The organism is Henriciella sp. (assembly GCF_029936995.1).
In the GTDB taxonomy this organism is placed as follows: domain Bacteria; phylum Pseudomonadota; class Alphaproteobacteria; order Caulobacterales; family Hyphomonadaceae; genus Henriciella.
The window spans coordinates 573719-589272 of the sequence record NZ_JAPYRE010000001.1 but is presented as its reverse complement, the minus strand read 5'-3'; the positions used below and the strand labels follow the sequence as shown (position 1 = coordinate 589272).

At 61.3% G+C, this 15554-nt stretch carries 14 protein-coding genes; 6 read left to right on the top strand and 8 right to left on the bottom strand.

Going from position 1 to position 15554, the window contains the following annotated elements; all coding sequences use genetic code 11:
- Positions 1 to 7 precede the first annotated feature (7 nt).
- From glyS to Q1K31_RS02840, 6 genes are all read right to left on the bottom strand, one after another.
- Positions 8 to 2293: a glycine--tRNA ligase subunit beta gene (gene glyS / locus Q1K31_RS02865; RefSeq protein WP_300376490.1), complete on the bottom strand. Its 2286-nt coding sequence runs from the start codon at positions 2291 to 2293 to the stop codon at positions 8 to 10.
- Positions 2294 to 2331: 38 nt separating this feature from the next.
- Positions 2332 to 2817, bottom strand: coding sequence for a hypothetical protein (locus tag Q1K31_RS02860; RefSeq protein ID WP_300376488.1), 486 nt, complete (start codon positions 2815 to 2817; stop codon positions 2332 to 2334).
- On the bottom strand, positions 2814 to 3713 hold the full coding sequence (locus tag Q1K31_RS02855; RefSeq protein WP_300376486.1) for a glycine--tRNA ligase subunit alpha: 900 nt from the start codon (positions 3711 to 3713) through the stop codon (positions 2814 to 2816). Before Q1K31_RS02855 ends, Q1K31_RS02860 begins: the two co-directional genes overlap by 4 nt.
- A gap of 85 nt (positions 3714 to 3798) precedes the next feature.
- Positions 3799 to 3954 carry a hypothetical protein gene (locus Q1K31_RS02850; RefSeq protein WP_300376484.1) on the bottom strand — a complete coding sequence of 52 codons (156 nt, stop codon included), beginning with the start codon at positions 3952 to 3954 and terminating at the stop codon, positions 3799 to 3801.
- A 22-nt stretch (positions 3955 to 3976) separates the two neighbouring features.
- Positions 3977 to 4720, bottom strand: a complete 744-nt coding sequence (locus Q1K31_RS02845; protein WP_300376483.1) for a methyltransferase domain-containing protein — start codon at positions 4718 to 4720, stop codon at positions 3977 to 3979.
- Entirely contained in the window at positions 4713 to 4922 is a 210-nt protein-coding gene (locus Q1K31_RS02840; RefSeq protein WP_300376482.1) for a DUF2007 domain-containing protein, read from the bottom strand. Before Q1K31_RS02840 ends, Q1K31_RS02845 begins: the two co-directional genes overlap by 8 nt.
- Positions 4923 to 5023: 101 nt before the next feature.
- Between Q1K31_RS02840 and Q1K31_RS02835 the strand changes: the two genes are divergently transcribed.
- From Q1K31_RS02835 to Q1K31_RS02815, 5 genes are all read left to right on the top strand, one after another.
- Positions 5024 to 6037 carry a polyprenyl synthetase family protein gene (locus Q1K31_RS02835; RefSeq protein WP_300376480.1) on the top strand — a complete coding sequence of 338 codons (1014 nt, stop codon included), beginning with the start codon at positions 5024 to 5026 and terminating at the stop codon, positions 6035 to 6037.
- A gap of 134 nt (positions 6038 to 6171) precedes the next feature.
- Complete coding sequence (locus Q1K31_RS02830) at positions 6172 to 8121, top strand: tetratricopeptide repeat protein (protein WP_300376478.1); 1950 nt, start codon at positions 6172 to 6174, stop codon at positions 8119 to 8121.
- A 127-nt stretch (positions 8122 to 8248) separates the two neighbouring features.
- The gene (locus Q1K31_RS02825; protein ID WP_300376476.1) at positions 8249 to 9985 is read left to right on the top strand and encodes a tetratricopeptide repeat protein; all 1737 of its coding nucleotides are present in this window, start codon (positions 8249 to 8251) and stop codon (positions 9983 to 9985) included.
- Complete coding sequence (locus Q1K31_RS02820) at positions 9985 to 10854, top strand: 4-(cytidine 5'-diphospho)-2-C-methyl-D-erythritol kinase (protein ID WP_300376474.1); 870 nt, start codon at positions 9985 to 9987, stop codon at positions 10852 to 10854. Before Q1K31_RS02825 ends, Q1K31_RS02820 begins: the two co-directional genes overlap by 1 nt.
- Positions 10851 to 11939 carry a glycosyltransferase family 4 protein gene (locus Q1K31_RS02815; protein ID WP_300376472.1) on the top strand — a complete coding sequence of 363 codons (1089 nt, stop codon included), beginning with the start codon at positions 10851 to 10853 and terminating at the stop codon, positions 11937 to 11939. The genes Q1K31_RS02820 and Q1K31_RS02815 overlap by 4 nt, the downstream gene beginning before the upstream one ends.
- Positions 11940 to 12286: 347 nt before the next feature.
- Here Q1K31_RS02815 and Q1K31_RS02810 read toward each other — a convergent pair whose 3' ends face one another.
- On the bottom strand, positions 12287 to 13975 hold the full coding sequence (locus Q1K31_RS02810; RefSeq protein WP_300376470.1) for an electron transfer flavoprotein-ubiquinone oxidoreductase: 1689 nt from the start codon (positions 13973 to 13975) through the stop codon (positions 12287 to 12289).
- Positions 13976 to 14071: 96 nt separating this feature from the next.
- On the opposite strand from Q1K31_RS02810, the gene Q1K31_RS02805 reads away from it, so the two are divergent.
- Positions 14072 to 14890 carry a uracil-DNA glycosylase gene (locus Q1K31_RS02805; protein WP_300376468.1) on the top strand — a complete coding sequence of 273 codons (819 nt, stop codon included), beginning with the start codon at positions 14072 to 14074 and terminating at the stop codon, positions 14888 to 14890.
- A gap of 128 nt (positions 14891 to 15018) precedes the next feature.
- On the opposite strand, the gene Q1K31_RS02800 is transcribed toward Q1K31_RS02805, so the two are convergent.
- On the bottom strand, positions 15019 to 15495 hold the full coding sequence (locus Q1K31_RS02800) for a hemerythrin domain-containing protein (protein ID WP_300376466.1): 477 nt from the start codon (positions 15493 to 15495) through the stop codon (positions 15019 to 15021).
- Between the last annotated feature and the right edge of the window lie 59 nt (positions 15496 to 15554).

The window sequence follows — 15554 nt, the reverse complement described above, 5'->3', positions numbered from 1 at the left end:
CTGCTCCTCACACCGGCGTGGCCGACACTTTCGAAAAGTCCGCGACGCGGTGCAACGCATCCCGGATGGAATTCAGAATAAACAGGCGGTTCTGCCTCAATCCTTCGCTCTCGGCGTTGACCGTTACAGCATCGAAGAAGGCATCAACAGGGGCGCGCAGTGTTGATAGCGCACTCATTGCCTTTTCAAAATCTTCCTGCGCCAGCGCAGCCTCCGCAGCGGTCACGGATCCGGTGATTGCGGCGTGCAGCGCGCGTTCTTCGTCCAGCTCGAAGCGTGCCGGATCGGGCGCGCCGTCATGGGCTTTGCCGTCCTTCTTCTCCTCCGCCTTCAGGATGTTCGCCGCGCGCTTGTAGCCCGCCAGCAGGTTCGCCCCGTCCTCGGTCTCCAGGAACGCCGCCAGCGCCTCGACGCGCTTGACGATGAGCACCAGATCATCCTCGCCCAGCGCGAAGACCGCGTCGATCAGGTCGTAACGCGCGCCGGAGTCGCGGAGATATTGCTTCAGGCGGTCGATGAAAAATTCGGCAAGGCTTCCCAGAACTCCACCTTGGCGCTCAATGAATTGATGCGGAGCATCGCGAACATCGAGATTATAGAGTTTACCCCTTAGCGGGTCGTACGCTTCATCGGCCCACATTTCCTCAACATCTTTCGCGGAAAGAACGGGATTACCTTCAGCCGAAAAGAATCTGTTTTCTAGGGTCGCAGCCCAAGCTGCATCTCTTTTTTCATATGCTAGGTACAATGCAGTGTTGAACACGCGACCAAACGCCATTGCCAAAACCGTGTCGGATGTGAGCGACCTAAGATCGAGCCGCACCCCATTCTCCAGAACAAGCCGCACAACCCCCAACGCCGCGCGGCGCAGCGCAAACGGGTCTTTCGAGCCGGTGGGTTTTTCATCGATCGCCCAGAAGCCGACCAGCGTATCGAGCTTGTCGGCGAGCGCGACAGCGATGCTCACCGGCTCTGATGGCACATCATCCGACGGGCCAACAGGTTTGTAGTGTTCGGCAATGGCGGTCGCGACCGCCGTGTCTTCGCCCTGCTCGCGGGCATAATAGCCGCCCATAACCCCCTGAAGCTCGGGGAATTCACCCACCATGCCGGAGACGAGATCGGCCTTGTCAAGGCGCGCGGCACGTTCAGCCACGTCCGGATCAGCCCCGACCTTCGGCGCCAGCTCACGCGCCAGCGCAGCGACGCGGTCCACTTTATCCGCAACGCTCCCGAGCTCTTTCTTGAAGTCGATGGTCGAAAGCTTCTTCGCCATCTCTTCCAGCGGCGTGCCCCGGTCATTGTCCCAGAAGAAGCGTGCATCATCGAGCCGCGCGGACAACACCCGCGAGTTGCCCGCCGCAATCGCCTCGCCGCCATCGCTCGCCTCGACATTGGCGACCACGACGAAATTTGGTGCCAGCTCGCCCGTCTTCGGGTCGCGCACGGCGAAATATTTCTGGTGAGTACGCATGGAGAGCTGGATGACTTCCGGCGGCAGGCTCAGGAATGCCTCGTCCATCTTGCCCAAGAGAACGACCGGCCATTCGGCCAGCCCCGTCACTTCTTCCAGCAGCCCCTTGTCCTCGACCAGTTCGAGCCCGGCTTCCAGACACACCTTGTGCGCCTGCTCCTCGATCAGCAGGCGGCGGTCCTGCCGGTTCAGCACGACGCAGCCATCGCCCTCAAGCACGGCGCAATACTCGTCGAATGACGCCACTTCGAACGGCCCGCGTCCCATGATGCGGTGACCTTCAGTGAGGTTGCCGGATTTCAGCCCGTCAATGCCGAAATCGACCGTCTTGCCGTCGAACACGCAGAGTATGCGTTGCAGCGGGCGCACCCAGCGCAGCTCGCCGCGCCCCCAGCGCATCGACTTTGGCCAGTGGAAGCCACGCACGATATCGGGCACCAGCTCTGCAATAATGTCTTCCAGCGCGCGGCCCGGAATTTCGCGCACGGCAACGTAGAAGTCGCCCTTTTTGGGATCGCTGCGGACTTCCGCCTCGTCGATGGAAGAGAGCCCCGCACCTCGCATGAAGCCTTCAACAGCCTTCTCCGGCGCGCCGACTTTCGGGCCTTTCTTTTCCTCGCTGACATCAGCCGACTTCAGCGGCAGGCCCTCGACACAGACCGTCAGACGGCGCGGCCCTGACAGGGTCACCACGCGCTCATACCCGACCCCGGCCTCCGACAGGCCCTTTTCGAGCGCAGCCTTCAGGTCGGCTTCGGCCTTCGCCTGCATCCGGGCTGGTATCTCTTCGGAAAAGAGTTCGAGAAGCAGTTCCGCCATGGCGTTTCAGCGCGCCCCATTGTTGGTCTGTGGCCGGATCATTCCGCCACACTTTCGTGACGGCACTCGCCATAGAATTTAACGGCCTCGCCCTCAACCGGATAAATGACGCGGACTGACCCGGTATAGCGCGTCGCCGCCTCGCTCTCGCCAGCCTCAAGCAGGATGACTTCCAGTTCGACGCTGTCATCCCCGCTGACGAAGCGGCGCGTTTCCATGCCTGCGCCAAAGCCCGCCTCGACCTCGGTGAGTTTCGTCACCTCGCCATCAAGCCTGGCATAGCCCTGATAGACGCTTTTGCCGGTCTTCGTGACGAAGACATAGCGCGCCGCGTCCCCCGTCAGTGGTTCGGTACCTTCAGCGGCAAAATAGCAGAACGGGTCCTCGACCGGGCTTTGCATGTCCGTGGCGATGGCCGGCGCGGTCGGGGTTTTGCTGCCTTCACTCTTGGGCGCCTGCCCGCCATCACCGCAGGCAGACACAAGCATAGCCGGCAATACGAGAAGCAGGGAAAGCCGCTTCATGACGCCCGTGCCTCTTCCTGCTCGGCCCATTTTTCGGCCGCCCCGCGTGCCAGGTCGCGCACGCGAGCAATGAAGGCCTGGCGCTCGGTCGGGCTGATCGCGCCGCGCGCATCGATCAGGTTGAAGACGTGGGAGGCTTTCAGCGCGAAGTCATAAGCCGGCAGCGGCTTGCCCGCTTCGCGCAGGGTTGTGGACTGGCGCTCGCAGCCCTCGAACCATTTGTGCAGCATCTCGACATCGGCAAGCTCGAAATTGAAGGCCGACTGCTCGATCTCGTTCTGCAGGAACACATCGCCATAGGAGAGCGGGGTCTCGCTGTCGGGCGCGTTGAACGGCAGATTGTAGACATTGTCGACGCCGAAGACATACATGGCCAGCCGCTCCAGCCCGTAAGTCAGTTCACCGGAGACCGGGAACACGTCGAGCCCGCCAACCTGCTGGAAATAGGTGTATTGCGAGACTTCCATCCCGTCGCACCAGACTTCCCAGCCAAGCCCCCATGCGCCCACGGTCGGGTTCTCCCAGTCATCCTCCACGAAGCGGATATCATGCACCATCGGGTCGATGCCGATTTCGTAGAGCGAATTGAGATAGAGGTCCTGAAGATCTGCCGGGTTGGGCTTAAGGATGACCTGGAACTGGTAATAGTGGCCGAGCCGGTTGGGGTTTTCCCCATAACGCGCATCGCCCGGCCGCCGCGAGGGCTGGACATAGGCGGCCCGCCAGTCCTTCGGGCCGAGTGCACGCAGCACGGTCGCCGGGTGCAGCGTACCCGCGCCGACTTCCATGTCGTAGGGTTGCAGGATCGCACAGCCCTTGCCGGCCCAATAGGCCTGCAGCCGCAGGATCAGCTCCTGGAAGGAAGCGGGTTTGTCGCGCGCAGTCAGTGTCGTCATGAAGGACAGCCTGAATCAGTGGCCTGAAATTATTCCGCCTTCCGCCTAGCGCCAGACAGCCGATTTCGCAACTGCGGGATCACGTCTAGCCCTGTCGCCCGTCATGATCTGCGCTGCTGGCCCGTCCGCCAAACACGCCTGCATAAATCTTCGGATGCGCAAGGGCGCCCATGAGGACACCTGCGATTGCGCCAGAAACCATCAGGATGTTGAACCAGAACTGCATATTATATGAACGCACGGCTTCATGATCCGGTTGCGCGCTACCCCCAGTCCAGCCCCATGCCGTAGCCTGCCACCTCTTCCATCAGCTGCGTACGCGGGCCGCCTTTCGCGGCATAGAGGTCGATCCCGGACAGAAGCCGCATCGGGCCGGAGCGCAGGCCCTTGCGCGCCTTCACGATCACGCGCTTGGCGTCCGCACCCGGCCATGAGCGCACCGGCATGACGGCAATCTCGCCAGTGCGCCGCTCGATCACGGAAAGTATGCGCGCCAGTTCCGAGGCACGGTGGATCATCACGAAAGTGCCCTTGGGCTTCAGCGTAAAGAGCATCGCGCCGATCCAGTCCTTCAGCGGCACCGATTCGAGATAGGCGGCCTCGCGGCCCTCGCCCGGCTGCCGGATCCGGCCCGGCTCGAAAAAAGGCGGGTTGGAGAAGACGAGGTCGTGGCGGTTCTCCCAGTCTGCGGGAATCGCTGCGACATCCTGCTCGAGCAGCTCTACGCGGCCCTCGAACCCGTTTTCCCCTGTGCCGCGCCGGGCTAGCGCCAGCATTGCCGCATCGGCTTCAAGCCCTGTGAACGTGCAGTCTTTCAGCCGCCAGGCGGCCGGAAACAATGCCCCGCCCGCACCGCAGCCGAACTCGCAGGCTGTCCCGCGCTGCCCCGCATCGAGCGCGGCGGCGAGCAGCACACTGTCGGTGCCCGCGCGAAAGCCTTTCTGCGGCTGGAAAACGGTGACGCGCCCGCCGAGAAAGGCATCCGCGGTGACATCCGTCTCAGCCATCCTGGTCGAGGTCTTTCAGCTCATGGCGCGCGCGGCTTGCATCATCGGGATGGACCACCACCCGGATCGGCACCAGAGGCCCGCGCCCGTCGATATGCGCGGTGTGCTCGTCGAGCACATAGACTTCTATCCCGGCCTCGCCGAGCAGGTGCTTTATGTAGCTGACCTTGACGAGATCATTGGTTCGGAACACTTCTTCCATGGCTAACCTTACACTATATGCGGCTCTTAACCGCAGCTACGGCCTTGCGTGCCGGCGCTAATCATGACGAATACGCCTTGAGTGACCGGATAGGACCTTTCGTGACCATAACTGCCACAGCGCGCGACTCCGGCAATATCAAGACTGTCATCGACCGTCTGCAACACCTGCTGGACGATGATCTTGGTCATGTCGAGATGCTTCTGCGCGCCCGCGCCAAGAGCCCTGTCGACATCATCCCGGACCTGTCTGGCTATATCGTGTCGGCAGGCGGCAAGCGTATGCGTCCGATGCTGACACTGGCGGCTGCCCATGCCGTTGGCGGTGCCAACCAGGCAACCCATTCCCTCGCCGCAGCGGTCGAGTTCATCCATACCGCCACCCTGTTGCACGATGATGTGATCGATGAAAGCGATCTCAGGCGCGGCAAGCCGGCGGCAAAATCGGTCTGGGGAAATTCAGCCTCGATTCTTGTCGGGGACTTCCTGTTCGCCCGCGCCTTTACGCTGATGGTCGATACCGGGAACCTGGACATCCTGAACATCCTGTCGAACGCCTCCTCCGTGATCGCGGAAGGTGAGGTTCGCCAGCTCGCCGCACAAGGCCGGCTCGACCTGCCGACGGAAGACTATCTCGCCATCATCGAAGCCAAGACAGCCGCCCTGTTCGAGGCGGCCGCCCGTGCCGGTGCCCTGACTGGCGGTGGCGCTGAACATGCCGACGCGCTCGCCGCCTATGGCAAGAATCTCGGCCTCGCCTTCCAGATCGTCGATGATGTGCTCGATTATGGCGGCGCGACTTCGGTGATCGGCAAGGTCGTCGGCGACGATTTCCGGGAAGGAAAGATCACGCTTCCAGTCATTATCGCCCGGCGGCGCGGCCGTTCGGAAGATCACGCCTTCTGGGAACGCGCGCTGGATATAGAAACCCAGGAAGAAAGCGACCTGGCCCGCGCGATCCACCTGATCCGCTCCACCGAAGCAGCCGAAGCGACCATTGCCGAGGCCGAAGCGTATGCGAACCTGGCCAAGGCCGCGCTCAAGCCCCTGCCAGACACACCGTGGCGCAACGTGCTTGGCGAGCTTGCAGACTTCTGCGTCAAACGCGCCTACTGATGTGATACGGGTCTGCTCCTGCGAAAATGCAGCGGCTGCCAGACTTGTGCCACATCAATGAAGTGAACTGGCCGGATATGGACACATCATGGCCTGGTCGGCAAACTCCCTCCCCAGGCCCGAGAGGACATCGAATGAAACAGTTTCTGACACTGGCAATCGCATCTTCTGCCCTGTCCGTCGCCGCCTGCGCCAGCCCGCAGGCTGGCCAGGGCACCGCAGATGACGGCACAGCTGCGATAGATGCGCGCAAGCAGGACGTCCTCGGTGCGCTGTCGGCCTATAGCGGCGTCTATGATGTTTCCGCCCCGGCGATGAGGACCGCCGTGCTCGATGAGGATGGCAAGCCGGTCGGGCTTCTTGCCTATGACTCGCCCGTCGAAGCGGTGAAAGCCGCCGACATGGCTGCTTTTATTTCCTCCATCAAGATGAATGCCACGCGGGATAGCGAACCGACCCCGTTCGGCGCGGTCGTCATGTCTATCGACACAGCCGCCAGCGGTGCTCCGGGGGAAGCGCTTACGCAGCTTCAACCTGCCCTGGACAGCGATGACATGACCATCATGGCGGGCTTCCTGGAGGCGTGGTATCTCGCCCAGGATGGCCAGTTTGATGCAGCGGTCGAAGCACACAGGGATGTTGGTTCGCGCCTGCCCGGCCTGACGGGAGACCTCTCTCTCGCAGCATTGCTTGAAGCGGCTGGTCGTGAAGATGAAGCGCTTGCCGTGTACAGCGCGATTACCCCGTCCAAGATCGAAGCGCCGGAACACGAGTTCGACCCGCAGTCCCTGCTTTACAGCCATGTGAAGCTGGTCATTGCGCGCCGGGCTGGCCTGCTGCGCCAGCGCGGGCGTATCGAAGATGCCAAAGCCCTCTACAAACGCCTCGCAGAAGCCGAGCCGGAGCAGACCACCTCCTATGCCGCCGCGATGAACCAGATCGAGACCGGTCGCGGTTTCGACAATGAACCTCTCGGCGTCGATGAAGCCTTTGCCCGTTCGCTGAGCGACTATTCGCGGTCCCTGTCCTATCAGCGCCTGATCCGCTCGGCCTTTATCGGCGAACGGGTGACAGGATTTGATGACACGAAATCGGCCTTCGACCAGCTGGCTCTCCTGATTGATCCCGACAATGAGGATTTGCGCCTGTCCGTGATCGGCCAGTTCTACGATGAAACGCTGTTTGCAGCTGCCGCGCACCTCGCCCGGGTTGCTCCCGAACAGACGGCCGGCCTGCAGCTCGCCATTGCCCAGTCGGAAGTCCGGCTTGGTAATACAAAAGTCGCGCGCAAGGCGCTCGACCGGGCCATCAAGCTGGCCGACGAGGATGAGGAGCTTGGCACTTACTCTACCGCCATGATGATCTATGCCCTGCTTGATGACCGCAAGCAGGCCACGGAAATTGCGGAACTCACACCCGGACTGGCCGAAACCGATGCGGAAAAGGCAAGCGCGCATGGCTCGAGTGCCGCGATCTACTCACAGTTCGGCCAGTTCGATCAGGCGCTCTTCCATGCCCGTGCTGCCCGTCAGCTGGACGACACGCATGACCGGCGCATGGCGCTGGCACAGGCCATGGCAGAAGCCGATGAGGTCGATGACGCGCTCCAGCTGATCCGTAATGAAGCGCTGGCCCGTCCAAACGACCCCTATATGCTGAACACGCTGGGCTATTTCCTGGTGGAACATACCGAACGCTACAGCGAGGCGTTCAAGATCCTCGCCCGCGCCAACGCCCTTGCGCCGACCGATCCCTACATCGCAGACAGCTATGGCTGGGCGCGTTACAAGCTCGGCGATCTCGAAGGTGCGAAGACCTATATCGAGCAAAGCCGCAAGGAGCTTGCGCCGAACACGCACTGGGAGATCGAGGATCATCTTGGTGACATTTACTGGCACCTCGGAGACAAGGAAGCTGCACGAGAAGCCTGGAAAGCCGCCCTTGCTGATTATCCAAGTGAGGACAAGCGCGACGGCATCAAGGCCAAGCTCGAGAACGGACTTGAGGGGCCACCACCGGAAAAACAGCCCTTGCCTGACGTGTCGCTTGGCGATGAAGGCGAAGTCACCCGGCAGGACATCTGAGGCCCTGCTGGCAGGAGAGATAGGGCCGGAACGCCTTGGATCATGACAGTTCACCGGCTTACGCTGTCCCTGAAAGGGCTGCGTGAACGGATTGCGCTTGGCGGGCGTTTGGCCCATCACAGAAAGCATGCTGCGTCGCGTCTCCGCCCTCTTTTCGCTGATCCTGCTTTCAGGCTGCACAACCATTGGCAACGATGTCGATGAACTCCAGAAGCGCCTGTCCATGGCGCGCGCGGATGCGCAGACCAATGCCGCCGCGGATGATTACGGTCAGTTCCTCGTTGCCCGTTATGCATCGCTGACGAATGATCCAGGTCAGGCAGCCGAAAATTATGCCCATGTCGCCCTGTCCCAGCCGGGTGACCGCTCCATCGTGGACCGCGCTGTGTTCTCAGCCCTGCTGGCCGACCGGTTTGATCTCGCAAGATCGATTGCCTCAAACGTCAGCAAGAAGGCCGACACCCAGTCCCCACTTGCCAGCATGACATTGGCCACTGACGCCCTTGCGAAGGCTCGCTATGCAGATGTCCCCGGCCTGCTCGAAGACAGTGATCCGGGCATTTTCGACACGCTCATCTTTACGACCCTGCGCGCCTGGGCCCTGTTTGGTGAAGGCGACACGGCCCGCGCACAACTCACGCTTCTGGAAGCCTCCAGTGGCGACGCATACCTGGACAGCCTCCTGCTCAACATGCTGGCCATCATGGAAGTCGCGACCGGCAATGATGCCGCAGCCGTGAAGACCTTCTCCAAGCTTGAGAGCAGCGGGACGCTTATCGCGCACGGCGCAGTGAGCTATGCACAACTGCTCTCTGCCGAAGGGCTCGACCAGGAAGCCAAGGAGATCCTTGAAAACTTCAGGGCCAATGCGGGGCCCAATCCTCTCATAACCGGCCTGCAAAGACGCCTGGAACAAGGTGAGACGCTTTCTGCTCACAGGCCGGACACCCAGGAAGGCGCAGCCCTTTCGATCTATATCCCCGCAGCAGCGCTGGCTTCGCGTACCCAGACTGACCTTCCAGGTGTCTATTACGCCCTTGCCCTGCATCTCGATCCGGACCTTAACGCCGCCCGCGCCCTGTGGGCCGATGCGCTCGACAGGGCGGGACGACACACAGAAGCCATCGCCAAGCTGGAGGAGATTCCGGAAAGCTCGCCATACTATTCCGGTGCACGCGGCCAGCTTGCCTGGGCCTTTCTCCGGAGCGGTGACAATGCCAGAGCGCTCGAACTCGTCCAGCATACACTGGCCGGGCAACCGGAGCGCGACCTCCGGATACAGATGGGCGACCTCCTCCAGTCTCTGGACCGGGAGGAGGAAGCCGTCGACGTTTTCAGCGGGATCATAGAAGATGACCGCGCATCCGGTGAGCAGGACTGGCGGCTCTATTACACGCGGGGTGCGCTGCGCGAACGTATGGGCCTGTGGCCATCTGCCGAACAGGACCTGAAGACCGCGAAGTCTCTCAACCCCCATGCGCCTGAAGTTCTCAACTATCTCGGCTATAGCTGGATTGACCGGGGCATGAACCTCGAAGAAGGGCTGGAACTGGTCCGCAAGGCGCTTACACTGCGGCCCGATAGTGGAGAGATTACAGACAGCCTCGGCTGGGCACACTACAGGCTTGGCAATATCGACCAGTCCATCAGCTATCTTGAACGTGCCGTCGAGCTCAAACCCGGACTGGCAGAGATCAACGAACACCTTGGCGACGCCTACTGGGCCGCCGGGCGCAGGACCGAAGCCCGCTACCAGTGGCAAAGAGCCATGTCCCTTCTCGAAGCCGACGACGAAATCGAACGCCTGCGCAGGAAATCCCTGACAGGCCCCGTAAACCTTCCCCCAGCCCTGCAGAACCCCTGATGCTCGCCCCGGCCAAGATAAACCTCTTTCTCCATGTCGGCCCCGCCAAGGAAAATGGCCGGCATGATCTCGACTCGCTCGTCATGTTCGCTGGCCCGGAAGCTGCCGACAGAATTGAAGCCCGCAAGGCAGAAGACATCAGCTTCACATTGCACGGGCCGTACGCGACCCCTGATCTCGCCACGCCCGAAAACCTGGTCATCCAGGTCCTTGCCGGCTGCCAGTCGCGGGGCCTGCGTGTCCCGCCCCTTACAATTGACCTGCACAAGCACATACCTGTCGCCGCCGGGCTTGGCGGCGGCTCGGCAGATGCCGGTGCCATGCTGCGGGTTCTTGCGCGGCTCGGCATGCTGACACCGCCTGTCGCCATGACCATCGCGGCCTCGCTCGGCGGGGATGTCCCCGTCGCCTACCTTTCACAGCCAGCTCTCATGCGCGGAGAGGGCGAGCAGGTAAAGCAGGTGCGTGGGTTGCCAGACTTGCCCGCCCTTCTGGTTAATCCGGATATTCCGTGCCCAACTGCGACAGTCTTCAGGGCCTATGACGAGACGGAGAAAGCAAAACCGCTCGACCTTGCCGAGCTGCCAGATACGCCCGATGTGGCAGGCCTTATCGACTGGTTGCGCGATAAGACACGCAATGACCTCCAGACACCTGCGATAAGCCTCGTGCCGCAAATCGGAGAGGTCATCGAGGCGCTGGAAACGACGCCAGGCTGTGCTCTCGCCCGGATGTCCGGCTCCGGGGCGAGCTGTTTCGGCCTTTTCGAGGACCGCCACAGCCTGAAAGCCGCAAGCGAGAGCCTGCAGGAACGTTACCCCGGCTGGTGGATCGTGCCGACCCTGTTCAGCGGCAGTGGCAACGCATGACAGTCTTCATTCTTCCTGTCTTCGCAGCCGTTTCGGCCTTCCTGCTTTCACTCGCCGGGTGTGAGCTTGTGAAACATACAGGCGTGGTCGACGCGCCGGACGGGAAACGCAAACAGCAGGCCAGGCCCGTCCCCCGGCTTGGCGGTGTAGGCATGATTGCCGCAATCCTGATCGTTCTGGCAGCAGTCGCACTGGCCCATGAGTCTATCCCCGCCGCACGCGGACATGACTGGCTGCCAGGCCAGCTGCCGACACTTTGGGTCGCCCTTGGCGGCGCTGGCCTGTTGGCAGGTGTCGGGGCCCTGGATGATATCTTCGGCCTCAGGGCCTTGCCAAAGTTGCTCATGGTTCTCGCAATCGCACTTGCCTGCGCCCTGCTCGGCGTGGCCGCCCCCATGCTCGATACGCCGGCAGGTACGCTTGCATGGCCGCCCCTTCTGATTGCAGGATCAATGCTCTGGATCATTGTTGTCACCAATGCGGCGAACTTCATGGACGGCAGCAACGGGCTTTCACTTGGTTCGCTTGCCATCATGTTCGCGGGCCTCGGCGCAAGCCACGCAGCTGTTTCGGATGCAGGTTTCCCGCCCGGCCTGGTCACCGTGATTGCTGCAATTGCAGGCTTCCTCTGCCACAACCTGAAAGGCACGCTATATGCGGGCGATACCGGAGCATTCGGTCTTGGCGGCCTGTTCGCCATGCTCGCCCTGATCGCCGGCATCCCTGTCTGGACAGCCGCGACACTCGTCCTGCCATTTCTCGTGGATGTCCTTCTGACACTCGCCTCGCGCAGTCGACACGGCCAGTCCCTGTTCGTTGCCCATACCGATCATGCCTATCAGGGCCTTATCAGGGCCGGCTGGCCGCATATGGATGTGGCATTGACCTGGTGGTGCCTGTCAGCCGCATGTGCCGTCGCTGCAACGATCGGCGTATCAGCGGGCGGTGCCCTGCCCTTCGTCCTGTTCTGGGTGCTGGTTGCCGGGCTCAGCGCTGGCTGGTTCATGGTCCACCGCAAGACGTCTGGCCACAAGGTCACGCGCGGCACTGGCGGACAGGCGCTTGGGACCACGCCAGAAGAATAGCCACCGCAGGACACCGCCACCGATCGAGACCCTCATATCTGGATCGCGTTCTGCCAGTGCATCCAGGATGGCTGTGGCCAGTTGCATGAAAGCCGCGTGATTTTCATCGCCATACGGCATGTTGCAGGCGATCCGGTGGCACCCGCTGGCGAATTTCAGTTCAAGCCAGGCGGACGGCTTCTGTCGGCCTGCAGCCTCCGAGAACCCCGCCCCCTCGATCGTATCGAGATTACTGAACAGCTCCCCATTACGGGTCAGGAAGCCCCCATCCAGAGTCCAGTTGTTGCGTCCCCATGCAGGGCCCGGCTGGAACTGGAAACTCTGGACAGGTTCGGCCACGTAAATCCTTACATGTTCGGATAGGCCGGGCCGCCGCCGCCTTCAGGTGTTTCCCAGTTGATGTTCTGGTTCGGGTCCTTGATGTCACACGTCTTGCAGTGAATGCAGTTCTGCGCGTTGATCTGGAAGCGCGGCTCCTTGCCCTCTTCCTCGACCCATTCATAAACACCTGCCGGGCAATACCGCGCCGACGGGCCAGCATAGACATCGTGCTCGGATTTCTTCTGCAGCTCCATGTCCTGCACCACCAGGTGAACCGGCTGGTCCTCGGCATGGTTGGTGTTGGTGAAGGAGACATTGGTCAGCTTGTCGAAGCTGATCTTGCCGTCAGGACGCGGATAATCGATCTTCTTGTGCTTGGAGGCTGGCTCCAGTGAGGCTGCATCGGTCTTGCCGTGGCTCATCGTGCCGAAGAAGGAGAACCCGCTAAGCAGCTTGGTTGTCCACATCTCGACGCCACCCATCAGCGTGCCGAGCGTGGTGCCCATCTTGGAGAGCAGCGGCTTGACGTTGCGCACCGCGAAAAGCTCCTTGCGTACCGCAGATTCCTCATAGGCTTCAGTATAGGCGGTCAACTCATCGCCCTGGCGGCCTTCCTTGATCGCGGCGACGGCGGCTTCAGCGCCCATCATGCCGGTCAGGATGGCGTTATGGCTGCCCTTGATGCGCGGCACGTTCACAAAACCGGCCGAACAGCCGATCAGCGCCCCGCCCGGGAAAGTCAGCTTCGGCAGGGACTGGTAGCCCCCTTCCGTGATTGCCCGTGCGCCATAGCCGACGCGCTTGCCGCCCTGGATGTGCTTCAGAATATCGGGATGATGCTTCCAGCGCTGAAGCTCCTGGTACGGTGAGAGGTACGGGTTCTTGTAGTTGAGGTGCACAACGAAGCCGAGCGAGACATAGGGCTCTCCGCCATCGCGGAAGTGATAGAGGAAGCTGCCGCCACCCGTCTTGTCGTCCAGCGGCCAGCCCAGCGTGTGCTGGACATAGCCTTCCTTGAAATTCTCTTCCGGCACAGACCAGAGTTCTTTCAGGCCGATGCCGTACTTCTGCGGGTCCCTGCCTGCATCAAGCTCATACTTCTGGATCAGCTGCTTCGACAGCGACCCCCGCGCACCTTCCGCGAACAGGACGTATTTGCCGAGCAGTTCCATGCCCGGCTCATAGTCGCCCTTGTGGCTGCCATCGGCGGCAATGCCCATGACGCCCGCAACCACGCCCTTCACCTCGCCATTGTCACCATAGACCAGGTCAGAGGCGGCAAAGCCCGGGAAGACTTCCACGCCAAGGTTTTCCGCTTCCTGGCCGAGCCAGCGCGTCACATTGGCAAGCGAGCCGGTGAAGTTGCCGTGGTTCTTCATATAGCCCGGCATCGGCAGCCATGAGATATCCATGGAGCCTTTTGGCCCGAGCCAGACAAACTTGTCGCCCGTCACTTCAGTCTTCAGCGGGCGATCATCGCGCTCACGCCAGTCAGGGATGAGAGCATCAAGACCGGACGGGTCGACCACAACACCTGAAAGAATATGCGCACCAATTTCGCCGCCTTTTTCCAGCACGACGACTTCAAGCTCTTCACCGGCTTCATTTGCCAGCTGCTTGGCCCGGATCCCGGCGGCAAGCCCAGCAGGCCCACCCCCGACGATCACGAGGTCGAACTCCATGGATTCACGTTCTACGGCTTCAGCTTCACTCATTAAATCACTCCCGGCTGTGGCGGCGGCTTTGCGCCTGCCTTACAAATGTTCCACATCCCGTCTACAGTCGAATCTGTCGAATGCCAAAGGGTCTCAATGTCCCAGTATGATCCTTCCCTCGCGTTAAAAGCCCTCACCGACTGGTGGGACGAGATGGGCGTGGACGCTGATGAAACGCAAATGCGCGCCTTCAGGAAGGCCGCAGAACGCGCCGCGCGCGAAGCACCTCAGGCTGCGCCGCAAGCACCATCGCCTGCCCCCGAAGCCCGGCTGCCACGCCATCTCAGGAAAAAGACACATGAAGACTGGCTGGCCGAGGCCAGGTCGCTGGCGGCAGACGCACAAAGCCTGGATGCACTGAAAACCGCGATAGAGGGCTATGATGGCTGCATCCTGAAAGAAGCTGCGCGCAACACGGCCTGCTTCGATGGGGTTCAGGGCGCCCCCGTCATGGTCATCGGTGAAGGCCCTGGTGGGGAAGAGGATGCCCGCGGCCTGCCTTTCGTTGGCAAGGCCGGTCAGCTGCTCGACAGGATGTTGGCGGCGATCAGCCTTTCGCGCACCGAGAACACCTTCATCACCAACGTCAATTACTGGCGCCCGCCCGGCAACCGCAACCCGAGCGACGAAGAGCTGGAACTCTGCCGCCCATTTGTCGACCGCATGATCGAACTGGGCCAGCCGAAACTGATTATCGCAGCTGGCGGGGTCGCGGCGAAATCGCTGCTGCAATCAAAAACCGGCATCATGAAGATGCGTGGTAGCGAACATGTCCTGAAAACCCCCGGCGGTTATGAGGCTCCCCTCTTCCCGATCTTCCACCCGGCCTTCCTGCTGCGCCGCCCGGAAGAAAAAAGCCGCGCCTGGCGGGACCTGTTGAACATCCAGGCAAGGCTGAAGGATCTGGAGGCATGAAAAACCCGGAGTGCGAGGGGTAAACACTCCGGGTTCTTGCTAACCGTATACCTGCGGGGTCGTGCAGGCCGGCTATATTTGGGGAACATCCACCGGATGTGCAGTCCAGCTTCCAGTTCTGTCCAACTCTACTCTTCGAGCTTCTCTTCGGCTTTTTCCTCGACAAGCTCGATTTCATCTTCCTTACGCTTTTCAAACGCCGAACCGATCTTTTCGTTCCCGTCCTTGCCGATCACATCCTTGGCAACAGGGAAAACATCGTCTTCCTCCTCTTCCATGTGATGCTCGTAACGGTGGCGCAGGTCCTTGAACTTCTGGAGCCAGGCCGGTGAGGAGAATTCAATCTCGTTGAGCTCTTCCATCATGTCGTCGAGCTCCTTGTGCTCCGCGACGGAGTGACGGCCTTCCGGCTGGCCGTCTTCCTTGGCCATCAGTTTCGAATAGAAGGTCTCTTCCTCTGCCGCAGCGTGGGCGCTCACATCGTAATAAAAATCATCCCACGCCTTTTTCCGTTCGTCTGAAGCACCTTGCGTATCGGCAATAGTGGCCAGGAGTTTGCGGTGACGGTCATGATCTTTCTTCAGGGTCTCATAAATCGTGGACATTGTTTGTTCCTCGTGAAATCTCCTTCTTAGAACGCCACTGGTCCTGAACCCGTTCCCGC